25 protein-coding genes and 1 tRNA gene are annotated in these 26,664 nt (G+C 37.0%); 25 read left to right on the top strand and 1 reads right to left on the bottom strand.

The annotated features are described in order from the left end of the window. Positions 1-1,161 (top strand): HD-GYP domain-containing protein, encoded by a 1,161-nt coding sequence (locus tag WMO38_RS08835; protein WP_349162289.1) that lies wholly within the window; start codon positions 1-3, stop codon positions 1,159-1,161. A 3-nt stretch (positions 1,162-1,164) separates the two neighbouring features. Here the strand turns inward: WMO38_RS08835 and WMO38_RS08840 are convergent, their stop codons facing one another. Beyond that, positions 1,165-1,830, bottom strand: coding sequence for a Crp/Fnr family transcriptional regulator (locus tag WMO38_RS08840; RefSeq protein ID WP_349162290.1), 666 nt, complete (start codon positions 1,828-1,830; stop codon positions 1,165-1,167). A gap of 100 nt (positions 1,831-1,930) precedes the next feature. On the opposite strand from WMO38_RS08840, the gene WMO38_RS08845 reads away from it, so the two are divergent. The 24 genes from WMO38_RS08845 (at position 1,931) to WMO38_RS08960 (ending at position 26,663) form a co-directional block, all read left to right on the top strand. Next, the gene (locus WMO38_RS08845) at positions 1,931-2,599 is read left to right on the top strand and encodes an ATP-binding protein (RefSeq protein ID WP_186836022.1); all 669 of its coding nucleotides are present in this window, start codon (positions 1,931-1,933) and stop codon (positions 2,597-2,599) included. 186 nt (positions 2,600-2,785) lie between these two features. Next, the gene (locus tag WMO38_RS08850; protein ID WP_349162292.1) at positions 2,786-3,553 is read left to right on the top strand and encodes a hypothetical protein; all 768 of its coding nucleotides are present in this window, start codon (positions 2,786-2,788) and stop codon (positions 3,551-3,553) included. Positions 3,554-3,574: 21 nt separating this feature from the next. Next, complete coding sequence (locus tag WMO38_RS08855; RefSeq protein ID WP_349162293.1) at positions 3,575-4,903, top strand: methyl-accepting chemotaxis protein; 1,329 nt, start codon at positions 3,575-3,577, stop codon at positions 4,901-4,903. A 9-nt stretch (positions 4,904-4,912) separates the two neighbouring features. Then, positions 4,913-6,235: a hypothetical protein gene (locus tag WMO38_RS08860; protein WP_349162294.1), complete on the top strand. Its 1,323-nt coding sequence runs from the start codon at positions 4,913-4,915 to the stop codon at positions 6,233-6,235. Next, positions 6,228-7,169 (top strand): glycosyltransferase family 2 protein, encoded by a 942-nt coding sequence (locus WMO38_RS08865; RefSeq protein ID WP_349162295.1) that lies wholly within the window; start codon positions 6,228-6,230, stop codon positions 7,167-7,169. The genes WMO38_RS08860 and WMO38_RS08865 overlap by 8 nt, the downstream gene beginning before the upstream one ends. Before the next feature lie 72 nt (positions 7,170-7,241). Beyond that, on the top strand, positions 7,242-7,790 hold the full coding sequence (gene spoVT, locus WMO38_RS08870) for a stage V sporulation protein T (RefSeq protein ID WP_349162296.1): 549 nt from the start codon (positions 7,242-7,244) through the stop codon (positions 7,788-7,790). 176 nt (positions 7,791-7,966) lie between these two features. Further along, positions 7,967-10,120, top strand: a complete 2,154-nt coding sequence (locus WMO38_RS08875; RefSeq protein WP_349162298.1) for a YhgE/Pip family protein — start codon at positions 7,967-7,969, stop codon at positions 10,118-10,120. Positions 10,121-10,173: 53 nt separating this feature from the next. Further along, a complete protein-coding gene (locus WMO38_RS08880; protein WP_349162300.1) occupies positions 10,174-10,767 on the top strand; it encodes a hypothetical protein in 594 nt (197 codons plus the stop codon). Next, entirely contained in the window at positions 10,764-12,515 is a 1,752-nt protein-coding gene (locus WMO38_RS08885; protein WP_349162302.1) for a YhgE/Pip family protein, read from the top strand. The genes WMO38_RS08880 and WMO38_RS08885 overlap by 4 nt, the downstream gene beginning before the upstream one ends. A 171-nt stretch (positions 12,516-12,686) precedes the next feature. Further along, on the top strand, positions 12,687-12,962 hold the full coding sequence (hbs, locus tag WMO38_RS08890) for a non-specific DNA-binding protein Hbs (RefSeq protein WP_021865218.1): 276 nt from the start codon (positions 12,687-12,689) through the stop codon (positions 12,960-12,962). 243 nt (positions 12,963-13,205) lie between these two features. Then, on the top strand, positions 13,206-13,445 hold the full coding sequence (locus WMO38_RS08895) for an RNA-binding S4 domain-containing protein (RefSeq protein ID WP_021865217.1): 240 nt from the start codon (positions 13,206-13,208) through the stop codon (positions 13,443-13,445). 85 nt (positions 13,446-13,530) lie between these two features. Next, positions 13,531-13,818 (top strand): sporulation protein YabP, encoded by a 288-nt coding sequence (gene yabP / locus WMO38_RS08900; protein WP_186836016.1) that lies wholly within the window; start codon positions 13,531-13,533, stop codon positions 13,816-13,818. A 37-nt stretch (positions 13,819-13,855) separates the two neighbouring features. Beyond that, entirely contained in the window at positions 13,856-14,311 is a 456-nt protein-coding gene (gene yabQ, locus WMO38_RS08905; RefSeq protein ID WP_349162360.1) for a spore cortex biosynthesis protein YabQ, read from the top strand. Beyond that, positions 14,272-14,598 carry a septum formation initiator family protein gene (locus WMO38_RS08910; protein ID WP_021865215.1) on the top strand — a complete coding sequence of 109 codons (327 nt, stop codon included), beginning with the start codon at positions 14,272-14,274 and terminating at the stop codon, positions 14,596-14,598. The genes yabQ and WMO38_RS08910 overlap by 40 nt, the downstream gene beginning before the upstream one ends. Before the next feature lie 167 nt (positions 14,599-14,765). Beyond that, positions 14,766-15,893, top strand: coding sequence for a SpoIIE family protein phosphatase (locus WMO38_RS08915; protein ID WP_349162304.1), 1,128 nt, complete (start codon positions 14,766-14,768; stop codon positions 15,891-15,893). Between the two features lie 63 nt (positions 15,894-15,956). Continuing rightward, positions 15,957-17,405, top strand: a complete 1,449-nt coding sequence (gene tilS / locus WMO38_RS08920) for a tRNA lysidine(34) synthetase TilS (RefSeq protein ID WP_349162306.1) — start codon at positions 15,957-15,959, stop codon at positions 17,403-17,405. Between the two features lie 5 nt (positions 17,406-17,410). After that, complete coding sequence (gene hpt, locus WMO38_RS08925; RefSeq protein WP_021865212.1) at positions 17,411-17,935, top strand: hypoxanthine phosphoribosyltransferase; 525 nt, start codon at positions 17,411-17,413, stop codon at positions 17,933-17,935. A 9-nt stretch (positions 17,936-17,944) separates the two neighbouring features. Then, complete coding sequence (ftsH, locus tag WMO38_RS08930) at positions 17,945-19,801, top strand: ATP-dependent zinc metalloprotease FtsH (RefSeq protein WP_349162307.1); 1,857 nt, start codon at positions 17,945-17,947, stop codon at positions 19,799-19,801. Positions 19,802-20,051: 250 nt separating this feature from the next. Then, positions 20,052-22,175: a glycoside hydrolase family 13 protein gene (locus WMO38_RS08935; RefSeq protein WP_435391009.1), complete on the top strand. Its 2,124-nt coding sequence runs from the start codon at positions 20,052-20,054 to the stop codon at positions 22,173-22,175. A 36-nt stretch (positions 22,176-22,211) separates the two neighbouring features. Beyond that, a complete protein-coding gene (locus WMO38_RS08940) occupies positions 22,212-23,105 on the top strand; it encodes a GDSL-type esterase/lipase family protein (protein WP_349162309.1) in 894 nt (297 codons plus the stop codon). 25 nt (positions 23,106-23,130) lie between these two features. Beyond that, positions 23,131-23,835 carry a tRNA (guanosine(37)-N1)-methyltransferase TrmD gene (gene trmD / locus WMO38_RS08945; RefSeq protein WP_021865209.1) on the top strand — a complete coding sequence of 235 codons (705 nt, stop codon included), beginning with the start codon at positions 23,131-23,133 and terminating at the stop codon, positions 23,833-23,835. Positions 23,836-23,876: 41 nt separating this feature from the next. After that, a tRNA-Phe gene (locus WMO38_RS08950) sits at positions 23,877-23,949 on the top strand. Between the two features lie 250 nt (positions 23,950-24,199). Next, positions 24,200-25,969, top strand: a complete 1,770-nt coding sequence (locus WMO38_RS08955) for a GGDEF domain-containing protein (protein WP_349162310.1) — start codon at positions 24,200-24,202, stop codon at positions 25,967-25,969. Then, positions 25,962-26,663: an exonuclease domain-containing protein gene (locus tag WMO38_RS08960; protein WP_349162311.1), complete on the top strand. Its 702-nt coding sequence runs from the start codon at positions 25,962-25,964 to the stop codon at positions 26,661-26,663. Before WMO38_RS08955 ends, WMO38_RS08960 begins: the two co-directional genes overlap by 8 nt. Position 26,664: the final 1 nt, after the last annotated feature.

The raw sequence follows: 26,664 nt of genomic DNA on the forward strand, positions 1-26,664 counted from the left end.
ATGGGAGATACCAAAGCAAAATTTACAGACACACGTACAGGTTTTATTGATATATTAATGTGCCGGTATGAGGATGAACATCTTGCATTATGGATGAAGATAGTATTCTGTTTTATATGGATTATAAGTATTCCTAATGGGCTGATATATGGAGTGGACACGGATTATATTATGGCATTATTTTCTATTATTTTAATGCTTTTATTAAATATTGCAGTCTCACGTAAGAATTACCGGACATGGGTTGATGTTGCTGCTTTTATTATAATTGCCATCCCGGTATTCTTTGTATATTACCATGCGTGTATCGGATATTTCAGCGTATTTTTTCCACTGTTTTTTTCATCGGTGGCGGTATTTATACTTGGAATACGTAATAGTTTTTTTATCAATATAATATGTTCGGTAATCATTCTTATATGTTCAAGGACATATGGGAAGATGTCAATAAGACATATATATGGTGATAATGTTACATTGAGGTTTCCATATATTTATGTGTGTATTATATTGATTTCATATTGTCTTATGTATGCTATTCAGAAGTACTGGGTTGATAAAAGAAGAAGAAAGCAGATTCTGCAAATCCGTATAGAAGAAGAAAATAAACATCTTCATGCAATGTCTATGAGAATTATGGATACTATGACTAATGCTCTTGATGCAAAGATTTCGGGAGAAAAGGAACATTGTGTGAGGGTTGCCGGGTATTGCAGGCAGATTGCACAGATGAAGAAGCTTGATGAAAAGATGTGCGAATATGCATATAGTGCAGGATTGCTGCATGAGATAGGCATGGTGGGAATACCGGACAGACTGATACGTAAAGACAGCCTTACGGATGATGAATATACAGTATATCAGACATATGTTACAAAAGGATATGAGATTTTAAGTACGCTTCAGGTTGAAGATACAATTAATGTTGCACAGGCGGTAAAGTATCACCGTGAATGTTTTGATGGAACCGGCTTTGTGGAAGGACTTAAAGGTAATGAAATACCGGTGCTTGCAAGAATCCTGTCGGTGGCAGATTATGCAGACAGGCATGTTATGAGGGGTGAAACACCGGAAAAGATTATTAGTGATATAAAGTACATGGAGGGAACAAGATTTGAGCCTGGTATATCATTATATATTAGTAAAGTGTTAATGGAATAGATGCTATTCATGAAGCGGCGATTTTATTGAAAATTGATTTTTCTTAAATGAAATCAGACCATCGTCACGCATTTTACTAAGTTCTTTGGAGAGTGCAGTGCGGTCAACATTAAGATAATCGGCGAGCTGTTGGCGGTCATAATGTATTGTAAAATCAGATCTGCCGACTCTTCTTGATTCATTTGATAAAAAAATGAGCAGGCGGCTTCTGACTGTTTTGGGAGATGTACAAAAAATGCGGTTTGATAAAATAAGGTTTTTGTGCATGGAAATGGTGAGCATATTACCTGTGATTTTTTGTGAGAGTGTTTTTGCAATGTTGTTGTTATCTGATTGTGTAAACAGTCTGCTGATATTAAGGAAAAGAATCTCGGTATTGCTGGCAGAGATAACTTCGACCTGAAGTGGTTCACGACAGAAGCAGTAAGTTTCTGCAAAAACGTGACCACAAGCAATATTGCTGAGAATGGATTTATTTCCCCACAGGTCAATACTCTCAATTGTTACAATTCCTGAGATAACTATTCCTATTTCATCTATAAGTTCATCCATATGAAAAATTATGTTATTTTTTGCATATGATGATAATTTTAACATATTATGTTCTCTAAGATAATTCCATTCGTTTTCATTGATATTTGCAAACAGAGGCAATGATGGTATTTGCATAAAAACTCCTTTTATTTTTCAAATGTGGTTATAACAACGTAATTATTATAGCCATTATAGTATGCTTAATTCACAAAAACAAGAAAGAAGGAAATATATCATGATTAGAAAAATTATTCATATTGATGAAGATAAATGTAACGGATGTGGTGCATGTGTCAATGCATGTCATGAAGGTGCGATAGGTCTTGTCGATGGCAAGGCAAAACTTTTACGGGATGATTACTGTGACGGACTAGGAGATTGTCTGCCTGAATGTCCGACAGGAGCTATAACATTTGTGCAAAGAGAAGCGGCTGCATATGATGAGCAGGCAGTTATTGCCAATAAAGCACAAAAAGAAAAAGAGCAGAAAGAAGTATCTGATAACTGTGAAAATGCATGTTGTAGTTCAGGCATATCACAGTCGCAGCTTGGACAGTGGCCTTGTCAGATAAAGCTCGTTCCTGTTCGTGCGCCATATTTTAATAATGCAAATCTTCTGATTGCAGCTGATTGCACGGCTTATGCTTATGCTAATATGCACAGCGATTTTATGAGTGGAAGGATTACTCTTATAGGCTGTCCTAAGCTTGATGCAGTTGATTATAGTGAAAAACTGACAGAGATTATTGCAAATAACAATATTGCAAGTGTGACAGTTGTGAGAATGGAAGTTCCATGCTGTGGCGGACTTGAATATGCAGCAAAAATGGCTTTAAAAAACAGTGGAAAATTTATTCCATGGCAGGTTGTGACTATTTCAACAGATGGAAAAATTCTTGAATGATTTATGAATTCAAAAATGACTTTTGAAAAACATCTTGCAAAAAGAGTGCTTTTGTTTTACATAATCCAATATATGTGTTAATATAATGAATATATTTGTGTGAGAGAATATTGGAGGTTTTTAATTTTATTGTACATGGAAATTAAATAAACGGGGTATTTTACCGGAGAAACAGGAGGATAATGTATGCAGGAGTACGACGAGTCCTTTTTCAGGGCTAAAGCAAACAAGAGAGCCAGATTGACATGGCTTATTTTATTAGTGATTATAACAGTTTATTATGGTGTGAAGATTCCGTCAGGTGATGTGGAACTTAGCAGGTTTCTTGCATTTACAATAACAGGATGGCTGCTTTATATAAGCGGTGCGGTATATCTGATTATAAGAGGTAATGACAGCAATAAGTATAAGTGGTTCCTGGGAGTAGGATATCTGTTGTTTTATGCCGTTATAACATGGACTTCTCTTAGTCAGATAACATTTGTGTTCGTAATGCCTTTGATTTCAATGATGATTCTTTACAAAGATCCGAAGTATATAAAGTCTATGATGTGGATGACTTTGTTTGTTCTTATATCTAGCAATATGTATAACGGTTTTGCAAAAGGCATGATGGATTTTGTGTCAAGTGCGGAGTGTGCATTGCAGTTTGCGATGATTCTGTGCTGCTTTTTCTGTACTGACAGTTCTATTAAGCATCTTATTGAATCGGATGGTGCACTTACGGCTTCGATTAAGGCAAATCTTGCAAGAGTTGTAAAGACGGTTGAACAGGTTAAGGATGCAAGCAATTCCATAGTTGACGGTGTTACTGTCGTAAGAGAACTTGCGGATGAGAATAAAGAAGGTGCGGATAATGTTGTAAAAGACATGAAAACACTTGCCTCAAATAATGAAATTCTTAATGATAAGACAATTTCATCAGTGGAGATGACTAAGGTTATTGACACATAGGTTAAGGATGTTGCTGACCTTATGAATGAAGTTGTCACACTTATCGGGGCTTCTGTTGAGCATGCTAATACAAGTGAGAATGAATTAAAAGAAGTTGTTGAAGTAACCAATAAAATGGCAGTTCTCTCAAAAGATGTTGAAAAAATACTTAAAGATTTCAAGGCGGATTTCAACAGTGTAAAAGAAGAGACAGGTACTATTGAAAGCATTTCAAGCCAGACAAACCTTCTTGCACTCAATGCCTCAATTGAGGCAGCAAGAGCAGGTGAAGCCGGAAAGGGTTTTGCTGTTGTAGCTGATGAGATAAGAAATCTGAGCAGTGGAACAAAAGAGTCATCTAACAGTATTATGGAAGCACTTTCGCATCTTGAAGAAACATCAGAGAAGATGATGGAGTCAATAACAGAAACTGTAAAGTTAATACAGCTTAATATTGATAAGATGGCATATGTAAATAAGAGTGTGACAGATATTACCAACGACGCATCTACGCTTGGTGAAAATATTAAGATTGTTGACAGTGCTGTCAAAGAAGTAGAATCCTCTAATAAAACGCTTACTGAAAATATGAATCATGTTGGCGAAGTTATGCATATTATGACACAGAGTATTAATGAGGCTGAACAGACAACAAAAACAATGCTCAGCAAATATGAATTAAGTGCTAAAAGTGCATTGGATATTGAAAGTGTTGTCGGCGAACTTATGGAGGAACTTGGTGTTGGCGGATTTATGGGTGTTCAGGATGTAAAGAGCGGCATGAAGATTTCGCTTGTTTTGAATACAGACATAAGCGGAGGAAAAGAATATACCGGTGAAGTTGTTGAATGTAAGAACAATGATATATTTGTAACGCTTGATAAAGATGTCCGGATAGTTCAGGACGACGTTGGAAAGCCTCAGCTTTGCAGACTCCAGATTGTTGTTGAAAATGTATTATACTGTTGGAAAGACATTGCGGTACGCAATTCAAAGCCGGCAGAAAAGGGTCAGTACAGGCTTAATATCCAGACAAATCCTGAGGTATATAACAGAAGAAAATATCCAAGAATGCCATTTGATAACAAATGTGTTATAAGAATTGACGGAAGAGCAGACTCATACAATGGACATATGGTTAATATAAGTGCAAATGGATTTGCATTTGTAGTTAATGATAATATATTTGAGAGCATGAAAAATAAAAACATCACAGCAGAAGTTGAAGATTTTGCAGTTATAGGTGATAAGCCGCTTGAAGGCTGTGTAATCAGATGTTCAAACAATGATGGTGAGTATATTGTCGGATGCCGTATGCCTGAGGACAGCGAGGCAATTAAGGAATATGTAAGTAAGAATTATAGTGAATAGGAAAGAACAATGAGTAGTAATCGTGTGATTGGGATTTTAAAGAAATTCATAAATACACTTGCTATATTAATTATAGCGGGAATAGCTGGCTTTGCATTATTATTAGGCGCTTTTATGATACCTGGACAATATGCACAGGAAAATGTCGGCAAATCTATTAATACTATAAAAGAACAGGGAAGATACCCAAATCTTGTTCCATGGACATTCAGCATGCTTGATACATATACGGATTCGGTTATGCTTTTATCTGCTATGTATGAGGGAGACGAGAGACTTCAGGATAAAGCACTGATGGATTATAAGTATGAAAATATTAACATGGAGCCGGAATTTTCTATTGTTTCGTATTTTGAAGATGGAAAACAGGATATGGAAGTCACATCATATGCAAAATACTGGCATGGTTATATAGTCTTTTTAAGACCATTATTATCATTTATGACATATGATGCGATAAGAATAGTTAATACCATAGTTCAGATATTATTATGCGGCTGGATTGTGTGGCTTTTATATAAGAAAAGTCTCAAAAAATTTATAGTGCCATTCGTATTATCAGTTGTGACACTCACACCAATTGCAATTGGATGGTGCCTGCAGTTTTCAGCGGTTTATTATATTACGCTTATAGGTTGTATAATAATACTGCTAAATTCAGACAGATGGAAAGATACTGATAAATATATATACTTTTTCCTGATTACTGGAATATGTACCAGTTATCTGGATTTATTGACATTTCCGCTTGTGACATATGGAATTCCGATGGTTATGGCTATTTTGACAGACAAGAATGACAGTGTTTCAAAGACATGGAAAAAATGTATACAATATCTTATATATTGGGGAATCGGATATGTTGGTATGTGGGCTATGAAATGGGGAATTTCAAGCATTGCAGCTTCTGGTTTCAATATGGGCGATGTAATCTATTCTTTGTTATATAGAAGTGCCGGAAGTACTGATGAAGGTATAAAATGTTCATATATCATGGTATTAATCAGAAATGCTGGTGTATTTGCACTTAATCCGGTTATTATAATTATATTTGCATACATAGTTTTCAATATCAAAAAAATATACAAAAACAAATCGATGAAGATATTCTGGAATTATGTTAAGATGTATGCAGTGCCACTGCTGCTTCCACTGGTATGGTATTTAGGTACAAGAAATCATTCTTATATACATTGTGAATTTACATACAGAGAATGGGCAATGACTGCATTTGCCGGATTATTTGCACTGACATGTACGCTTGTGGATATTAATCCGGAAAATGAGAAAGATAAATATGTTGCATTAGAAAAGGATAAGACAAATGGATGAAATTGCGGTACTAATTCCATGTTATAATGAGGAAAAAACTATAGAGAAAGTTGTAAGCGATTTTAAAAGAGAGCTGCCAGAGGCAGTAATTTATGTTTATAACAATAATTCGACTGACAATACGGCTATGCTTGCAGCTAAAGCAGGTGCTGTTGTAAGAAATGAATACATGCAGGGAAAAGGCAATGTTATAAGGAGAATGTTTAGGGATATAGATGCAAGATGCTATATAATTACGGATGGTGATGACACATATCCTGTGGAAAGTGCAAGGAAAATGATTGATTTTGTGCTTAACAAAAATGCTGATATGGTTGTGGGTGACAGACTGTCATCAACATATTTCAGTGAAAATAAAAGACCTTTTCATAACATTGGAAATTCTGTAGTAAGAAAATGTATTAATATTCTTTTTCATAATGATATTAAAGATATAATGACAGGATACAGGGCATTCAGCTATGAATTTGTCAAAACATTTCCAATATTATCAAAGGGATTTGAGATTGAGACAGAAATGAGTATTCATGCTGTAGACAAGAATATGTATGTTGAAAATGTGGTGATTGATTATAGGGACAGACCAGCTGGAAGTGTTTCAAAACTGAATACATATTCAGATGGAATGAAAGTTTTAAAGACTATATTGAGATTATACAGAACCTATAATCCAATGGGATTTTTTGGAATAATAGCTGCAATTCTTGCAATAATATCAGCGGTTTTCTTTATACCTGTTATGAGAGAATATGTTATCACAGGCCTTGTTCCGGATTTTCCGACTCTTATAGTCTGTGGGTTTACGATGATTGCCGCAATACAGTCATTTTTTGCAGGAATGCAGCTTCAGACGATTGTCCAAAAAAACAGACAGGATTTTGAAATGAATCTGCAAAGAGTAGACAATGATAAAAAAAGGCTGATGAATTTATAGTTGATTTGAATAATTCCCCACATTTTCCACATACTAACTCCATGTTAAGAGGAAATTGGAGGGAATATCTAGATGAAAGCAACAGGGATTGTTCGCCGTATAGATGAGCTTGGAAGAATTGTCATACCGAAAGAGATAAGAAGGACATTGAGAATCAGGGAAACAGATCCTATGGAGATATTTACGGATAAAGAGGGCGAGATAGTTCTCAAAAAATATTCTCCGCTCGGTGAACTTGCGGAATGTGCAAAGGAATATTCGGAGTCGCTGGCAAGAACAACCGGCAACGTTGTGTGTATATCTGACAGAGAGCAGATAATAGCGATGTCCGGTACAGTAAAAAAAGAACTTGTAGAAAAACCGGTAAGTGACAAGCTTGAGCAGATAATGCATGACAGGGAAAATTTCATGTCTGACGACGATAAAAGAAATTATATCAATATTTCAGATGAAATTGAAAATGAATATAATTCGCAGATTATAAGTCCGATAATCTGTCATGGAGATGTTCTCGGTGCAGTTATTATGCTTTCAAAAGATGGAAAAAAGAAATTTGGTGAGCAGGAAAAACAGATGGTAATGGTAGCATCAGATTTTCTTGGACATCATATGGAATCATAGATTTCCGGAAATTTAAGAAAAAAATGAAGAAGCTGTGTAGTATGTTGGTTGTGGAATACACGACGTACCGCATGGCTTTTTTTGACCAATGTCTTGCGGCACAAATTTTTGTGATGTATAATCTGAAACATATTAAGATTATTAAGAAAGAATAGAATATTTGAAATGGAGAATGTATGAAAAGAGTATTGAAAATATTTGTGCATGATTTAGTTGGCTTATCCAGGAATATATTTGCACTTATTATAGCGGTTGGTTTGTGCATAATTCCATCACTTTATGCATGGTTTAATATATATTCAAACTGGGATCCGTATGCCAATACGTCGTCAATTAAAGTAGCAGTTGTATCGCAGGACGCAGGATATAAAAATTCTGACGGAAAAAATGTAAATATGGGCGAAGAGGTTCTTGATACATTAAGAAAGAATAAGGGTCTTGGCTGGCAGATACTTGGAACATATGATGAGGCAATTGATGGAGTTAAGAGCGGTAAATATTATGCAGCTATTGTTCTTGGTGAAGATTTCAGCAAGAATATGTTTGATTTTATTGATAACGGACTTGTGCATCCGTCAGTTACATATTATGAAAATGAAAAGAAAAATGCAGTTGCGAGTAAGATTACGCAGTCCGGAAAATCAACACTTCAGGAAAATATTAACACACAGTTTGTTGATACTGTAGTCCAGACAGCAATGGGTAGCACAGATGGGATTTTATCTGAGGATAAAGACATATTATCAGGTGTGACGGAAAGCCTCAAAAAGTTAAATTCCAATCTTTCGGGTTACAATACAACAATAACAGCATTTGTAAATAGTAATAATGCACTTCAGGGTACGCTTAATCAGGTTAAAAATGAGATACCGCAGGTACAGCAGGCACTTCTTGATGGTTCGGATACAACACAGAAAATACATGAGCAGACATCTGCTGCGGCTGATGAGTATATACAGAAGATTGATGAGTTGTCATCGCTTATAAGACAGACTTCAAAGGAGCTGTCAGAGCAGATACATAAACTGATTGATTCGGTACAGAATAATGCAGGTACCGATGAGATTATAGCAGGAATTAACAGTGCACAAAATCTGCTTGATGCACTTATGGCACAAAATGACACGCTTGCAGGACAGCTTCAGGAGATTTCACAGCAGCTTGGAGGTGTTGTGGATGATGAAGTTATCAATGCAGCAGTAGCCTCAATAACACAGCTTGAAAATGTCACAAAAGCACTTCTTGAACAGGCAAAAGTTCTTGTTTCCAATTCGGCAGAAATGACAAATGCAAAATTGGAACTTTTAAAGATAATTCTTGGACAGTGTGAGACAAAGATTGATGAACTTGATAAATTATATCAGGATTCACTCCGGAAGAGTGTTGATTCGCTGCGTGCGGTTATAGGTACAACAATAAGTTCAATAGGAACATCACTCACGGAAATGTCGCAGCAGATGAGCGGCTTATCTGCAATGATGGGAAGCCTTATGACAACTGTTGACGGAATGAACATAGGGCTTGACCAGACAGGAATAATCATAAAAGGGATGACAGAAAAAATAACAACCCTTACGCAGAAGCTTGACAGCCTTAATGGTGATGAAAAATTTGAAATGCTTGCAAAGGCATTGTCACAGGACCCTGTTACATATGGAGAATTCTTATCTTCACCTGTTAAAGTATCAACACATCAGGTTTATGAAACAGCCAATTATGGCTCAGCTGTCGCACCATTTTATACAACACTTGCATTGTGGGTTGGAGGACTTCTTCTCACAGCACTTATCAAAGTCCACCCTGATAAAGATGAACTGACAAACGGGGCTAAAAGCCATGAGCTGTTCTTTGGAAGATATCTGTTATTCTTCGTGCTTGGTCAGGTGCAGGCAGTAATAACGGTTTTGGGAGATTTGTATCTTTTGAAAATACAGTGTCTGCATAAAGGATTGTTTATGCTGGCAGCATGCTTCGTAAGTTTTGTATTTACACTTCTTATATATACACTTACAGTGTCATTTGGTGATATAGGAAAAGCACTTGCGGTAGTAATGGTAGTAATACAGATAGCCGGTTCAAGCGGAACATATCCGATAGAACTTCTTCCTGTATTTTTCCAGAAAGTATATATTTACTTCCCGTTCCCATATGCGATTAATGCTATGAGAGAGACAATAAGCGGCATGTATTCGGCAGATTATGCGATATATATAGGAGAACTTCTTATATTTGTCGCCGGTTCACTTGCACTTGGATTATTTATAAGAAAACCGTTTATGAGGCTTAATCATTATATGCATGAACGTATGCATGATACAGATATGATGTAAGGATGTATACATAATTTATATAGCAAACACAGACATTAATATGGAGGCATACTTTGAGTAAAGACATTAAAGACGAAGAATTGTACAGTCAGCTTTATAATATTATACAGAGTGCGGTACGAAATGAAGTCGAACGTGCCATGCAGGAAAAAGATGATAAAGCACAACATGATATAAAACAGGATAATAAAATAACAAAAGCGTCAGAAAAACAAGTGGATTCATATATAATAGGCGGTGAAACTGAAGAAGATGCAGTAACAAATGATTTTTATATAGATGAATATGAGGAAGCGGTTGAGGAAGAACAGCTTATATTTAATAAAATGCTGGAATATTATACGGAATCACACAGGAAGAATAAAAAAAGAATCAGGGTCGGCATGATATGTATGATTGTGATTCCTCTGATATTCCTTATGCTTATGTTTACAATGAACAGTTCAAAGATTGTATATCTGGTATTCTGGATAATTTCACTTTTTGCACTTTGTACATATCTTATTGCAGTAGAGTATATGGATTATAATCTGCAGGAGCGTATGAAAGAACTTGGTGTGACATCACACAAAAAGAAAGAGGCAATTATCGGACCGAAAGTAATAGGACAGGATATTGAAAATCTCAAAGAAAGGATTGGACTATGAAAAATATATACAAAGTTTTTATTTCAGACTGGAAAAGAATAAGTAAAAACGTAGTTGCGGTTGTAGTTGTGATGGGACTTATAATACTGCCGTCATTGTATGCATGGTTTAATATTCTTTCAAACTGGGACCCATATGGAGAAGAGTCAACTTCAAGGATAAAAGTAGCGGTTGCATCTGATGATAAGGGAATTGTTATGGATAGTCTGCAATTTAATATGGGTGATACTATTATTGAGGCACTTGAATCTAATACTACAATTGGCTGGGTATTTACAGACAGCACAAAGGATGCTATAGACGGTGTTTACGCTGGCGATTATTATGCGGCACTTGTAATGCCGGAAGATTTTTCAAAGAAAATGGTAAGTTTTCTTACAGACAGTGTTACGCACCCTGAGATAGATTATTATACAAACCAGAAAAAGAATGCGATTGCACCAAAGATTACAGATAAGGCAAAGACGGCAGTTCAGCAGCAGGTCAACTCAACATTTATAAGTACAATTGCACAGACATTTGTAAAGGCGGCAGATGGAGTTGATACATCGGCAAATCAGGAAAATATGACATCAGGACAGACAGTTCTTGACATCCTTTTGTCAAAAATGCAGCAGCTTAATACACAGCTTGATTCATATGACACGATACTTACGGCATTGATAAGTGTCACAGATTCGGCATCGTCTGCTATGAATGCAGCGGGACAGATTTCACCTGATATGTCAAAAAAAATCATCGCTGAGCAGCAGAAAGTAGATTCTCTTATGAAGATAGCATCAAAGGGAAATATACTTGATTCAAGTGTTTCCAGCCAGCTTGCGGCCGGTCTTGGACAGATTTCACAGATAATGGATAGTGTTATCAATATATATTCAAAAGCGGATGGCAATATAGACAGTTTTGCATCATCTATTTCGACGGCAGGTGTGAATCTTAAAGATACGAAAGAGATGCTTGGCAGTCTCAAAACGGATTTAAGTTCAACAATAGAAAAACTTAATAATATAAAGGATAGCGGAAGCTATGATATGCTTTTGAAAGTGTTGGGACTTGATGCGGACAGTTTCGGTTCATTTGTTGCATCACCTGTCGAGATTGAGACAGAGGCAATATATCCTATAGCGACATATGGTTCTGCGATGTCTCCGTTTTACACAGTTCTTGCAATATGGGTAGGCGGACTTATTCTTGTTGCAATTATACATGTGGGAGTAAAACCACAGAAAGAGCATCCAGATGTTAAACCATATCAGGCTTATTTCGGAAGATATATAACATTTTTCCTTATAGGGCAGGCACAGGCACTTCTTGTTACGCTTGGCGATTTGTATTATATAGGGATCCAGTGCGTAAGCCCGTTTAAATTCTGGTTTGCTGCATCGGTTACAAGCTTTGTATTTACAATATTTATGTATTCACTCACAGTTGCAATGGGCAATGTCGGTGAGGCACTGGCTGTAGTTATAATGGTTATTCAGGTAGCAGGAGCCGGTGGTACATTCCCGATAGAGGTGCTTCCAAAGGTTTACCAGAAAATATACGAATTCCTTCCATTTACTCACGCGATGAATGCAATGAGAGAATGTGTAGGTGGTTCATACCAGCTTAATTACTGGAAATATCTTGGATATCTTTGTGTTTATGTGATAATATCGCTTCTGATTGGGCTTTTATTTGCTATACCATGCAGAAAACTGAATGAAAAGATTGAGAAGAGCAAACATAGGTCTGGAGTAATGATATAAGTAAAGATTGGCATTTTTAACAAGAATTGGTGGCTAAAAAGCCTCAAAACCGCTTGAAAACTGTGAAAATGACTAAAATAAATGGCTTATATTGACAAATGGATTAAAAGAGTTTATAAATGATTTTATTGGGTAGACCAATAAAATATACCTGTTGAGGAGAGATTTACAATGAATAAAACAGAGTTAGTAGCAGCAATTTCAGAAAAGACAGAATTAACAAAGAAGGACAGCGAGAAGGCTTTAAAGGCTCTTATCGATGTTGTTGCAGAAGAATTAAAGAAGGGTGAAAAAGTTCAGTTAGTTGGTTTTGGTACATTTGAAGTATCAGAGAGAGCTGCAAGAACAGGCAAGAACCCACAGACTGGTGCAGAGATTAAGATTGCTGCCTGCAAGGCTCCTAAGTTCAAGGCTGGTAAGGCTTTAAAAGATGCAGTTAATGCATAATTTAATTTAGGATTTGTAAAAATGTAATTTTTGAACAGGAAGTGCACCGTGTCGAAAGACTGGTGGGCTTCCTGTTTTCAGATTTACGCGTGTAACGAGCCAAAGTCCGTGCTTGCACGAGACCTTGGCGACTGCCGCGATAACTTGAGAAACTCGCAGAGCGTGTTTCTCATAGTTTATGTGTATAAAAGGCTGATACAGGTCAGAAATACTGATACAGGTTATAATATAAGGAGACAGCTTATGAGATTAGATAAATATTTAAAAGTATCAAGACTTATCAAAAGAAGGACAGTTGCCAATGATGCATGCGATGCAGGAAGGGTTACAATAAATGGGAAAGTTGCCAAGGCATCAGTTGATGTAAAGGAAGGTGATGTTATAGAGATTGAATTTGGTAACAGAAGTGTAAAAGTCCGTGTTCTTGATGTAAAAGATACTGTGAAAAAAGAAGAAGCGGCGGACATGTTTGAATATATTTAAAAGTCATGATTATTTCCGAATATAAACGCCTGTTAAGACATACATTAAACAAGATACAATTTTTTATGTATGGGAGGCGGGTATTATGGAAGAAAAAATAAAACAGAGGCGTTCGCACAGACTTAACATGGAAGACCGTAAACGCCTTGAGATGACGGGAATAAGTGATGTTATCTCGTTCGATTTAAATAAGATTCTGCTTGAGACAGATTACGGTGTTGTAACTGTAAAAGGTGACAATCTTCATGTGAACAGGCTGTCTGTAGAGAAAGGTGAACTTGACATAGATGGCAGCATACAGTCATTGGAATATTCGGAAGTTTCCAGCTTTGGCAAGAAGGGAGAGTCATTCTTTAGCAGGCTTATGCGTTAGACATGCCTGCCGGGTGGCAAAAAGCTGATTGGGTAAAGTGAGCAGTCTTATTATCTGGGAACAAAGTACATTTTTTGCAGCATTATTCATGGGAATGATGTTTGCGTTTATATATGACTGTATTCGTGTATTCCGGCGGGTGTTTAAGCATAAACATGTGTATACAATGGCGGTTGAGGATATACTGTTCTGGTTTTATGTAAGCATACGTGTTTTTACCTGCCTTTATGAAAGAAATAATGGCATTATCAGGGGCTTTATTGTAATATCGCAGATATTTGGTGCATTGATTTACAGGTATGCATTTGGAAAATTATTTGTGAAATATATGACCGGATTATTGATATTTATTTTGAAACCATTGAAAAAACTGTTCTTATTGATTAAAATAAAAGTACATGAGCTGGATGTCCATGTCAAAAGCAGTAGAGCATCCAGGGAAAAGAGGAAAAAATGCAGTTTGAATCCAGATGGGAAAAACAGCAGCGTCTAAAAAGACAGAAACGTTCAAGTGTTGCCGGAATGATAACAGCCGTGATACTTGTACTTCTGCTTGGTGTTGCCATGTGGAATGGAAAAAGGACGCTGGAAAAGAAAAACAGGATTTACGAGGAACAGAGTGAATCCCTTACACAGCAGATAAATGAGCAGCAGCAGCGGCAGAAAGAACTTGAAGAATATAAAAAGTACGTTAAGACAAAGAAATTTGTAGAAGAAGTTGCAAAGAATAAGTTTGGACTTCTTTATCCGGATGAGATTCTTATAAAACCGGATGATTGACAGATACATACATAAAAGAGACTGATACGCATAGTGAGGGGAACCTCCTGATATTTTCAGCGTATCAGCCTCTTTTTTTGTTGTCATCACTACATTATGACAAAAAATGACAGAACATATGGTTATAATATACAAAAGCAGAGAATCACAGACAGGGAGGTATGATTATGAGTGAGAGTGTTCGTGGTTATGTAACTACATATTCTTTTAACAAGCTTGAAGAGACGGCTAAGACATTCAGAAGATTAGGGGAAGTATATGAAAATGCGGCAGAGTTCAAGACAGCGGACCCAGGAATATCAAGACAGCTCCTTCTTGTTGCTGATGTGCTGGATGAATGTGTGACAACGCATCTGTATTCAGAAGAAATCCCTAAAGATATTGCAAAGGAACTTTTCAGAAAATGTTTTCTTTCCGGTGTGAGAATAAAGAATTTATCGACAATCAGAAACCATCATGGGGCGGCTGAGCTTGTGATGCAGGCAAGGACTGTCGGCAGGGGATGTGTTTCGGTAAAAAAGATTCTGCCAATCATATCCGAAGTATTCGGGCTTGGCTATTATCTTCCGGGTTCAGACAGGACAACTATTCATGAACAATTTGAGCAGTTTATATTTATACAGGAGAGCAGATTCCGCATGCTTACGGGAGTTGCACGCCGCGGCAAAGGATGCAGTAAATTTAATGGGGATAATTTTCTTATTTCAAGACTTGATTGTGGAAAAACAACCGCGGCGATAGCTGACGGAATGGGAAGCGGGAAGAGGGCTTTTATAGAGAGCCGCATGGTTATTGAACTTATGGAAAACTGCATAGATGCAGGATTTGATGAACATGCTGCATTGGACCTTATAAATGCGGCGTATATTGCAGGCGGTTCTAAGAGTGTCAATCCTGTAACTATGGACATGAGCGTGATTGACTGTAACACAGGAATAATGTCATGTATTAAAATGGGGGCGGCGGCTACATTTATAAAGCGTGATTCATCAGTGGAAGTTATAAAATCGACAACACTGCCACTTGGCGTGCTTGAAAAGGTTGATTATGAGCGTGTTAATAAAAAGCTTTATAATGGTGACTATGTTATTATGGTAAGTGACGGGCTGTTAGATAATATTCCCAATGTTGATAAAGAAAAAATATTTGCAGATATTATAAATACAATATCTGTTAAAAAGCCGGATGCAATGGCAGAAGAGATAATGCGTAAATCATTAAAATATAATGGTGGAAAGCCATCTGATGATATGACAGTTCTTGTACTCGGACTGTTTGACACTTATGACAAATAATAATATAATTTCTGGTATAATATAAAGTTATATTTGTTATAGTGACAAAAGAACGGACTGGATATGATTGAAAAAGTATATGACTATATGAAAAAGACAGGAATGTCTGATAATACAAAAACGATTGTGGCAGGACTTTCAGGCGGTGCAGATTCCGTATGTCTTGTTATGGTTTTAAAAAGAATAATTGAAATCCACAGACTGGGTATAAATATTGTGACAGTTCATGTAAATCATGGAATAAGAGGGGAAGAAGCAGAACGTGACGAGAAATTTGCCAAAGAATTTGCACAGGCAAACGGACTTGAATTTCAATCATATCATGTAAATATACCTATGATTGCAAAAAATGGCAATATGAGTGAGGAAGAAGCGGGAAGGCAGGAAAGATACAGGATTTTCAGAGAAGAAGCAAAGTGTTATCCTGATGCAAAAATTGCGGTTGCACATCATATGGACGACCAGGCGGAGACTGTGCTTATGCATCTTATGCGTGGAACCGGACTTGCCGGGCTTGTTGGAATGAATCCGGTTAATGGCGATATAATCCGGCCGCTTCTTTGTGTTACAAGACAGGATATAGAAGATTTTCTTGAAAAAGAAGGACAGGGTTTTATAACTGATTCGACAAATCTTGATGATGATTATACGAGAAATAAAGTGAGAAATATTCTCATTCCTCTTATGAAAGATATTATTAATCCAAACGTGACACAATCGCTGTGTGCAGCATCTTTGGATGCAGCAAAGATAGAGTCGCATATAGAAAAAGAGACTTGCCAGGCAATTGATGAATATGTGGTTTATGGAAAAGAAGATGCGGTAATTGAACATCTTGAAGAGTTTTTAAAGCTTGATATATGCATACGTGAACGTGTATACAGAAACGTGTTATTCAGACTTTCGGGAAAACACAAAAATATATACAGGGTAAATATCGAGGCGGTTGACGGCATAGCGTGCGGTGATACTGGTAAAGTACATGATATGCCGTGGTCTTTGTGCGTGAAAAAAATATATGACAGACTTATATTTGAACGGAAAAACAGCTACGATGCAGCTACAGATGATTTTTTGATTAAAATAAATAAAAATGAGATTGATTACAGTGGTGTCAAAAAAGAATATCCTGTTGGAAAGAATATATATCTGAATGGAAAAAATGTATATTTAAATAGTATAAATTTCCAAATGGTTAATAATCTTAATGGAAAATTTAGTGGGAATGACTATACTAAATATTTTGATTATGATAAAATAGAGAATACGATTCATATTCGTTTCAGGCAGAATGGAGATTATTTTATATTTTCATCTGATGGCGGTAGAAAAAAATTGAAAAATGAGCTGATAGACCGAAAAGTCGAACCGCAAAACAGGGATAAAGTGCTTATTGTGGCACAGAATTCGGAAGTTTTGTGGGCTGCCGGAATCAGGCGTTGTCAGTCGTATCTGATTGATGATACAACAAAACATATTTTAGAAATGACATTAAATTTTCAGGAGGAATAATTGCGATGGAAAAACACAATATTAGTGTTCTGATATCAGAAGAAGAGGTACAGAAGAGAGTTCGTGAGCTTGCAGCCCAGATAAGCAAAGATTATGAGGGAGAATCAGTTAAGTTAATATGTATTCTCAAGGGAAGCGTATTTTTTACATGTGAGCTTGCAAAGAGAATTACAGTGCCTGTAATCCTTGATTTTATGCAGGTTTCAAGTTATGGAAGCCAGACTGTTTCAAGTGGAACGCTGAAAGTTAAAAAGGAACTTGATGAGCCTATTGAAGGTGATAATGTAATTATTGTCGAAGATATCATTGATTCGGGCAATACTCTTTCACGACTTGTTCCTATGCTTCAGGAAAGAAATCCTAAGTCGTTAAAGGTATGTACTCTTCTTGATAAGCCGGAAAGAAGAGAAGTCGATGTTAAAGTTGATTATAACGGGTTTAATATTCCTGATAAATTCGTTGTTGGATATGGTCTTGATTATGACCAGAATTATAGAAATCTCCCATATGTCGGAGTAATAAATTTGTAGGAGGAATATATGAATAACAAGGGAAAGGCCAGCGGCTTTGGAATATATGCCGTTGCGGTTGTGATTATTGCGGTCCTGTATCTGCTCATGTCACGCTTTGGCAGTCAGACAAGCGATTATACGTATGATGCATTTGTTAAAGACGTTGACAGCGGAAGCGTTACAAGCGTTGTAATAAAGCAGAATGCAGAAGTTCCAACAGGTGTTTTATATGTATCATTTTCAGGCAGCAAAGAACAAAAAATGCTCAATGTGTCTGATGTCAATGATATACAGAGCATGCTCACAAAGAAAAATATTTCTTATGATCTGAGAGACGTTTCAAGACAGAGCGTGTGGATAACGACGGTGCTTCCTATCGGAATAAGTCTGTTTGTTATAATATTTTTATTTGCAATGATGACAAGGCAGGGTGGAGGCGGAGGCAATGCCAAGATGATGAATTTTGGCAAGAGCCGTGCGAAGCTTATGACCAATGACCAGAATCATGTGACATTTAATGATGTTGCAGGTCTTGATGAAGAAAAAGAAGAACTTGCGGAGATTGTAGATTTCCTTAAAAATCCGGTGAAATATACAATGCTCGGTGCAAGAATTCCAAAGGGTGTAATTCTTACAGGCCCTCCGGGAACAGGTAAAACACTTCTTGCAAAGGCAATTGCAGGTGAAGCCGGAGTACCGTTTTTTAGTATATCAGGTTCTGACTTTGTAGAAATGTTTGTCGGCGTGGGTGCTTCAAGAGTAAGAGACCTTTTTGAAGAAGCTAAAAAGAATGCACCTTGTATTGTATTTATAGATGAGATTGATGCTGTTGCTAGAAGACGAGGAACAGGTATGGGTGGCGGCCATGATGAACGTGAGCAGACACTTAACCAGATGCTTGTTGAGATGGATGGATTTGGTGTAAATCAGGGCATCATTGTAATGGCAGCCACAAACAGAATTGATATTCTTGATCCAGCTATTTTAAGACCTGGCAGATTTGACAGAAAAGTAGTTGTTGGAAGACCTGATGTTGCAGGAAGACTTGCAATTCTTAATGTCCATGCGGCAAAGAAGCCTCTTGGTGATGATGTTGATCTTGACAGCCTTTCAAGAACTACAGCCGGATTTACAGGTGCAGACCTTGAAAATCTTCTCAATGAGGCGGCAATCAATGCTGCCAAGCACGGACGCAAGTTTATCAAAAATGAAGATGTCAATTATGCATTTGTTAAAGTTGGTATCGGTGTTGAAAAGAGAAGCAAGATTATTTCAGAAAAAGAGAAAAAGATTACAGCATACCATGAGTCAGGACATGCAATATTATTCCATGTACTTCCTGATGTCGGACCTGTTCATTCGGTATCAATAATTCCAACAGGAATGGGTGCAGCAGGATATACAATGCCGCTTCCTGAAAAGGACGAGATGTTTAATACAAGAGGCAAGATGCTTCAGAATATAATTGTAAGTCTCGGCGGACGTGTTGCTGAGGAACTTGTATTTGATGATATTACAACAGGTGCTTCACAGGATATACGACAGGCAACACAGACGGCAAGAGATATGGTTACAAAGTACGGATTTTCATCAAAACTTGGACTTATTAATTATGACACAGACAATGACGAGGTCTTTATCGGAAGAGACCTTGCACATACAAGACCATATGGTGAAAATATTGCTGGACAGATAGATGCGGAAGTTAAGAATATAATTGATGAGTGCTATTCACGGGCAAAGACAATTATCTCTGAGAACAGGGATATTCTTGATAAGAGTGCATCACTTCTCCTTGATAAAGAAAAGATTTCAAGAGAAGAATTTGAGGCTCTTTTTGAAGAAGAAAATAAAGAGAATGAAGTTGTACAGAGTGTAGAATAGACAGATTGTATAAAATGCACAAAAAAACGTAATATATTACGTGAAAGTTTAGCAACACTTATGGACGGCAATGTGATACTATAATTAATGTAAAAACCCCCCAATACATTATATTTTTTGCTACACCCCATAATAAGTGAAATACCTTCTCCAAAAAGGACAGCCTACCCCGGCTGTCCTTTTTACTTGCTTTATAAGGCGTTTCGTTATAAAATTATATTGAACCATTCACAGTAAGGAGTGTTTGAATATGAGACTTGTTAAGTCAACTGAAACTTTAGAGAAAAACGAGAAGAAACTTCTTTATATGTGTAATGCACGTCCTGTTTTAAAAATGAGGGCTTTATTTTCTGATGCAACAAAGGATTACAGAAATCCTCCGGAATGTGACCCGGGCGACAGCGTAGCTCTTCGTCTCAGAACAGGAAAATATAATGTTAATAAGGCATATCTTTGTACTGATAATGGGGAATACCGCATGGAACGTGTGGACTCGGATAATTTGTTTGATTATTACGAGGCTTCGGTTACAGTAAGCGAAAAGATTCTGTCTTATTATTTTAAAGTTGAGACAGCACATGGTGCAGTCTGTTATTACAATCAGATTGGCGCATCAAGGGAGCTTAACCAGTATTATAATTTTCGTATAATACCGGGATACAAGGTTCCGTCGTGGGCTAAGGGTGCTGTCATGTACCAGATATTTGTGGATAGATTTGCTAATGGAAGACCACAAAACAATGTACTTGATGATGAATATAATTATATAGGAGAGCATGTCAATGAAGTAAAGGATTGGTATAAGTATCCTGAACCTATGGGTGTCAGGGAATTCTACGGTGGAGATCTGCAAGGCGTATGGGATAAGCTGGATTATCTTGAAAATCTCGGAGTAGATGTTATTTACTTTAATCCTTTGTTTGTATCTCCTTCTAATCATAAATATGATATACAGGATTATGATTATATAGATCCACATATTGCAATGATAGTTTCTGATGAAGGAGAAGTTCTTGCACCGGGTGACCATGACAATACTCATGCGACAAGATATATTGACAGAGTTACAAACAGACGCAATCTTGAGGCAAGCAATATTTATTTTGCACAGCTTGTTGAAGAGATTCACAAGCGTGGGATGAAAGTTATTATAGATGGCGTATTTAACCACTGCGGTTCTTTTAATAAATGGCTGGACAGGGAACATATTTACAGCAGAAGCCGCGATCAGTATGAGTCGGGAGCATATGAGCGTTTTGAAAGCCCGTATCACAGCTTTTTTAAGTTTTACAGTGACCAGTGGCCTGATAATGGTTCATATGACGGCTGGTGGGGACATGATACACTTCCTAAGCTTAATTATGAAGGTTCAAAGAAACTTGAAGAATATATTCTGGACATTGGAAAGAAATGGGTGTCTGAACCATACAATGTTGACGGATGGAGACTTGACGTGGCGGCAGATTTGGGATATAGTCCCGAGTATAACCATGAATTCTGGAAAAAGTTCAGAAAGTCAGTTAAGGATGCCAATCCACAAGCTGTTATTCTGGCGGAGCATTATGGCGATTCATATGACTGGCTCTCAGGCGGAGAGTGGGACACGGTTATGAATTATGATGCATTTATGGAGCCTGTCACATGGTTTCTTACCGGAATGGAAAAACACAGTGACCAGTACCGTGAGGATATGCTCGGCAACGCAGATAATTTTTTTGGTGCTATGCATCATAATATGTCAAGAATGGGTGGACAGCCTGTTAGTATTTCAATGAATGAGCTGTCAAATCATGATCATTCAAGATTTTTAACAAGAACAAACCACCGCGTTGCAAGGCTTGCAAATGCAGGACCTGAGGCAGCAGGTGAAAACATAGATAAAGCAGTCTTTATGGAGGCTGTAGTTATACAGATGACATGGCCGGGAGCACCGACAATATACTATGGAGATGAAGCCGGAGTGTGTGGCTGGACTGACCCTGACAACAGAAGAACTTATCCATGGGGCAGGGAAGATAAAGAGCTTATAGATTTCCACCGTGATGTCATTAAGATGCACAAATCGTGCGAAGTATTAATGAGCGGTTCGTATAAGCAGCTTTTATCAGAATATAATCTGATTTCATATGCAAGATTTAACCGTGATGATGCTGTTATAGTTATTATCAATAATTCACCGGAAGAACGCAGGACAAAGGTTCCTGTGTGGGAAGCAGGACTTCCGTATAACAGCGATGTTGAGCAGATATTTGTGACATATGAAAATGGTTACAGTACGGCAAGGCTCGGATATACGTTAAGTGGCGGCTGGCTTGATATTGGTCTCAGGGCAAAGTCAGCAGTTGTTCTTAAAAAATTGAATAATCAGATTTAATTCATAACAGAAAATGAAGAAAGGGGCGATTTTGTTATGCCTAAGAATACAGGTGACGAAACAAAAAGCGAAATTAAACTTAACCGAAAAATGAGAATGTGGAACAAATACCGCAATTATTTTATTACAGGAGTTGTAATTGTAATTGTCCTTATTGTTCTTGCAATTATATTTAAAGGTTGTTCAGGAAAAAAGAAAAACGATACTAAACCAACAGTGACAAAGCAGACAACGCAGGCTGATGTTACAAGTAATGATAGCACGAATGAGACAACAACACAGGCAACTACAGCAGCACCGGCTCAGACACAGCCTCAGACAACACAGGCTGCACAGGGCAGTTCTGGTAATGTATATAAAGTTGAAGGCACGGCTGGTCAGGAAGATTTTACAGCTAAGGATTCATATGCAGACACAGTTGTGCTCGGTGATTTTATTGCAGGTGGTATGTCCTATTATGGATATCTGTCAGATTCACAGGTTGTATCAGATGATAATATGACAACACGTAAAGCTGCTGACTATATTGATTCTGTAGCATCTGCAAATCCTAAGAAAGTCGTAATTATGCTTGGTTTAAATGATGCGAACTATGGAACAATGAGCGGCGAAGCTATCGGTGATAATATAAGCGAGGTTGTATCATCAGTTAAGTCAAAGTGTCCATCTGCAAAGATTTATGTAGTATCAGTGCTTCCGGTTACTTATGCATTTGAAGGACGTTCAAGTGTAGAACAGGGTGTGCTTGATACGATAAATACACAGCTTGAGAGTAAAGCAGCCTCAATGAATGTGACATATATTGATATTGCTAATTCATATAAGGATGAGAGCGGATATCTTAAAGGAGACTGCACAGGTAACGGATGTAATCTTAATAGCGGATATTATCCATTCCTTTTAAATAACATTGCCAAGGCATTCAAATAATTGCTGAGGCGTCTGGAGGAGAGTAATGAATTTTCATGTATTGACACTGTTTCCTGATATGATAATAGACGGGCTTAATACAAGTATTACCGGCAGGGCAATTAAAAATGGCTGTCTTAGTGTAGAAGCGGTAAACATAAGGGACTATGCCAATAATAAACATATGAAGGTTGATGATTATCCATACGGTGGAGGGGCAGGGCTTGTCATGCAGGCTGCCCCTGTGTGTGCCGCGTATGACAGTCTTGTACAAAAGATAGGAAAAAAGCCCAGAGTTGTCTATATGACGCCGCAGGGATATACATTTAACCAGAAAATGGCACAGGATTTTGCCAAAGAAGACGATCTGGTTATTTTATGCGGACATTATGAGGGCATAGACGAGAGAGCGTTGGAAAGAATCGTGACTGATTACGTATCGATAGGTGATTATGTGCTTACAGGCGGCGAGCTTCCTGCTATGGTTGTTATAGATACAGTATCAAGACTCGTTCCGGGCGTACTTCATAATTCAGAATCGGCAGAGACAGAGAGCTTTGAAAATGGACTTCTTGAATATCCACAGTATACAAGACCGGAAGTGTTTGAAGGGAAAAAAGTTCCGGATGTTCTTCTTTCAGGACACCATGCAAATGTTGAAAAATGGAGACTCGAAAAGTCAATTGAAAGAACAAAAAAATACAGACCGGATTTATATGAAGAATATTGCAGAAAGCAGAGTGGTACTTGACACTCTGCTTTTTTGATGCTATAATTTTATAGAAAATTTGAGCCTAGATAGCTCAGTCGGTAGAGCAGAGGACTGAAAATCCTCGTGTCGCTGGTTCGATTCCGGCTCTAGGCATTTTTAACTGATTATTTATTTCGTTTTTATTAAAATGGCAGCTTACAATGGTGTTTTCAGACATTTCTTGTGGGGTGTCTTTGTTTTTATATAAAAAAATATTGCAATTAAATTTTTACCTTTTAAAATTATTAAAAATAAAACGGAAAAATGTAGATTTATTAAATTAATATAGAGAAAAATTGGTACTTGTATATCAATATTAATTATATTATTATAATTAGACAATGATTTTTGAAATGGTGGTAAAATGGATAATAACGTGTTTTTTAAAGGTAAAGCTATAATAGATGAACAGTTTAATATTTTGTCAGTAGATGATGAGCTTAAAGATTTTTTAGGAGACACTCTCGTTAATACTACATTTGCACGACTCATACATCCAAGTGATATAAACCAGCTTGAGGCAGCTGTAAAGAATGCCCAGGGTGAATCGGGATTTGTTACGGCACTCAGAATGGTAGATAATACAGGAAGATACAGATGGTTTGTTTATATTATAGATGTAGCTGAACCTGCGGATAATGTTTGTAAAAGCAGAATATGCAGTATATCGATTTTTGATATAAGAGTATTTTTTAAACATACAGATACAAAGGCTGATAACACATATATGGAATATTTCAGTCTTATGGAGTATCTTATGTTCTCATATGACGTATCCACTGACAGATTGAGAATTTTTATGATGGAGAGCCATCAGCAGGTAGATTTTTACCGGGGAACCTTAGCTGACTGGCGTAGAACAATGCTTGCCAATGGCAATGTGTATGGCGTTACACGCAATATATTTGATTCTTTTTGTGATGATTTTGCCAATGGAACAGAGATATTTGAACGTGAATTTAAGATGAAGATATTTGAGAATTCACAGGGGATGGAATGGTGTCTTGTCAAAGGTAAGACTATCATAGATTTTAGTGGCAAAAAGCATGTAATTGCCACAATGTCAAAGATAAGTCCTGTCAATGATGAAGAGCATGTATATCTTAATTCAGATTCACTTGATGTAGGAACGGATATTCTTAATAAGCGTGCGATTACGGAATATACAAAGAGGCTTATTGAATCAAAACCGGAAGGTCCTGTTACAATTGCAATTATAGATATCGATAATTTTAAGACGATTAATGATGAGTTCGGTCATATGTTTGGAGATGAGGTAATATGCAATGTTGCAGATGTTATTAAAGAGTCTGTTGAAGGAAAGGGTGTAGCCGGAAGAATTGGCGGAGATGAGATGTTTATCGTTGTTGAGGGGCTTGAGAGCAATGATGAGATAAGAAATGTGCTTCGTACAATCCGCAATAACGTCTCATTTATGTATAATAACCAGCCTGATAAGCCGCATGTCACATGTTCTATCGGTTCGTCTACATATCCATGTGACGGACAGACATATGAAGAACTTTTTAATATAGCTGATAAGATGCTTTATCTTGCAAAAGAGAAAGGCAGGGACAGATATATAATATATCTCCCGGATTTGCATGAGGATTATGTAAAGGGCAAAGGAATGCCCAATTCAGAGGCATTCATGTTCTACAAGTACAAAAAAATCGGGGTTATTAATAATATAGTTAATGCTTATAGAAAAAATGGAAAAGACAGTATTATGGAGTCAGCTGGTAAAATAAAGAGGGCTTTTGCATTAGACAGCATATTTATGTATCACCATACAGGAGAGTCCTGGGAGAGAAAGATTATAATAGGTGACAAGGATATTGTTGAAGATAATGATTATCTTAGCGATAAGGCATATATAGCTGATTTTACGGAAGATGGTATTGAAGTTATCGATAATATCAATTTTTTTGAAAGACGTGCAAAAAATACGGTTAAGGCATTTATTAATATGGGAATTAACCAGGCTGTCCAGATTATAGTTAATGTCAGTGATAAAAGTGATGTTATTGTTTCATTTAACAGAAACAGGCAGATGAGCAAGTGGAGTGAGATGGATATAGTATATCTTGCAATACTTGGTAATATATTTGGAAATGGATTATACAATGATTAATACATTTGTTGCCCTTGATATTGAGACGACAGGTCTTAATCCGGCAGAAGATAAGATAATAGAAATAGGAATGGCCAAAATATCCGATGGAGAAATTGTTGACAGTTATTCAACACTTGTTAATCCGGGAATAAAAATCAGCGAACGTATCACCATGATAACAGGTATTACAGATGATATGGTTGAAGGAAAGCCGGCGATAACAGAGATAATAAGTGACATAGTTGATTTTACAAAAGATATGCCAATCCTTGGACATAATGTAATATTTGATTACAGTTTTATTAAAAAGGCGGCTGTTAATTCGGGACTTGATTTTAAAAAGAGTGGAATTGATACGTTGAAGCTGTCAAGAAGGCTTCTTCCCGAAGTACCGCATAAAACACTTGAATATCTGTGTGGATATTTTGGGATTGATGCAGGAAATTCGCACAGGGCATATGATGATGCATTGAGTGCAATGAAACTGTATGAGAAGCTCCATCAAATTAAACCTGATGATACAGGATTTGATGAGCTTATAGAGCTTAATTATTCAGCAAAGAAGGATTCTCCGATTACTGCGGCACAAAGAAGATATCTTATAGCACTTACCGAAAAGCATGGGCTTGAGCCGGTTGAAGACATTGATGCACTGACGAAGAGCCGTGCATCAAAGCTTATTGATAATATTATATCTAATTATGGAAAATAAT

The sequence above is a fragment of the Lachnospira hominis (ex Hitch et al. 2025) genome (assembly GCF_040096395.1).
GTDB lineage: Bacteria > Bacillota > Clostridia > Lachnospirales > Lachnospiraceae > Lachnospira > Lachnospira hominis.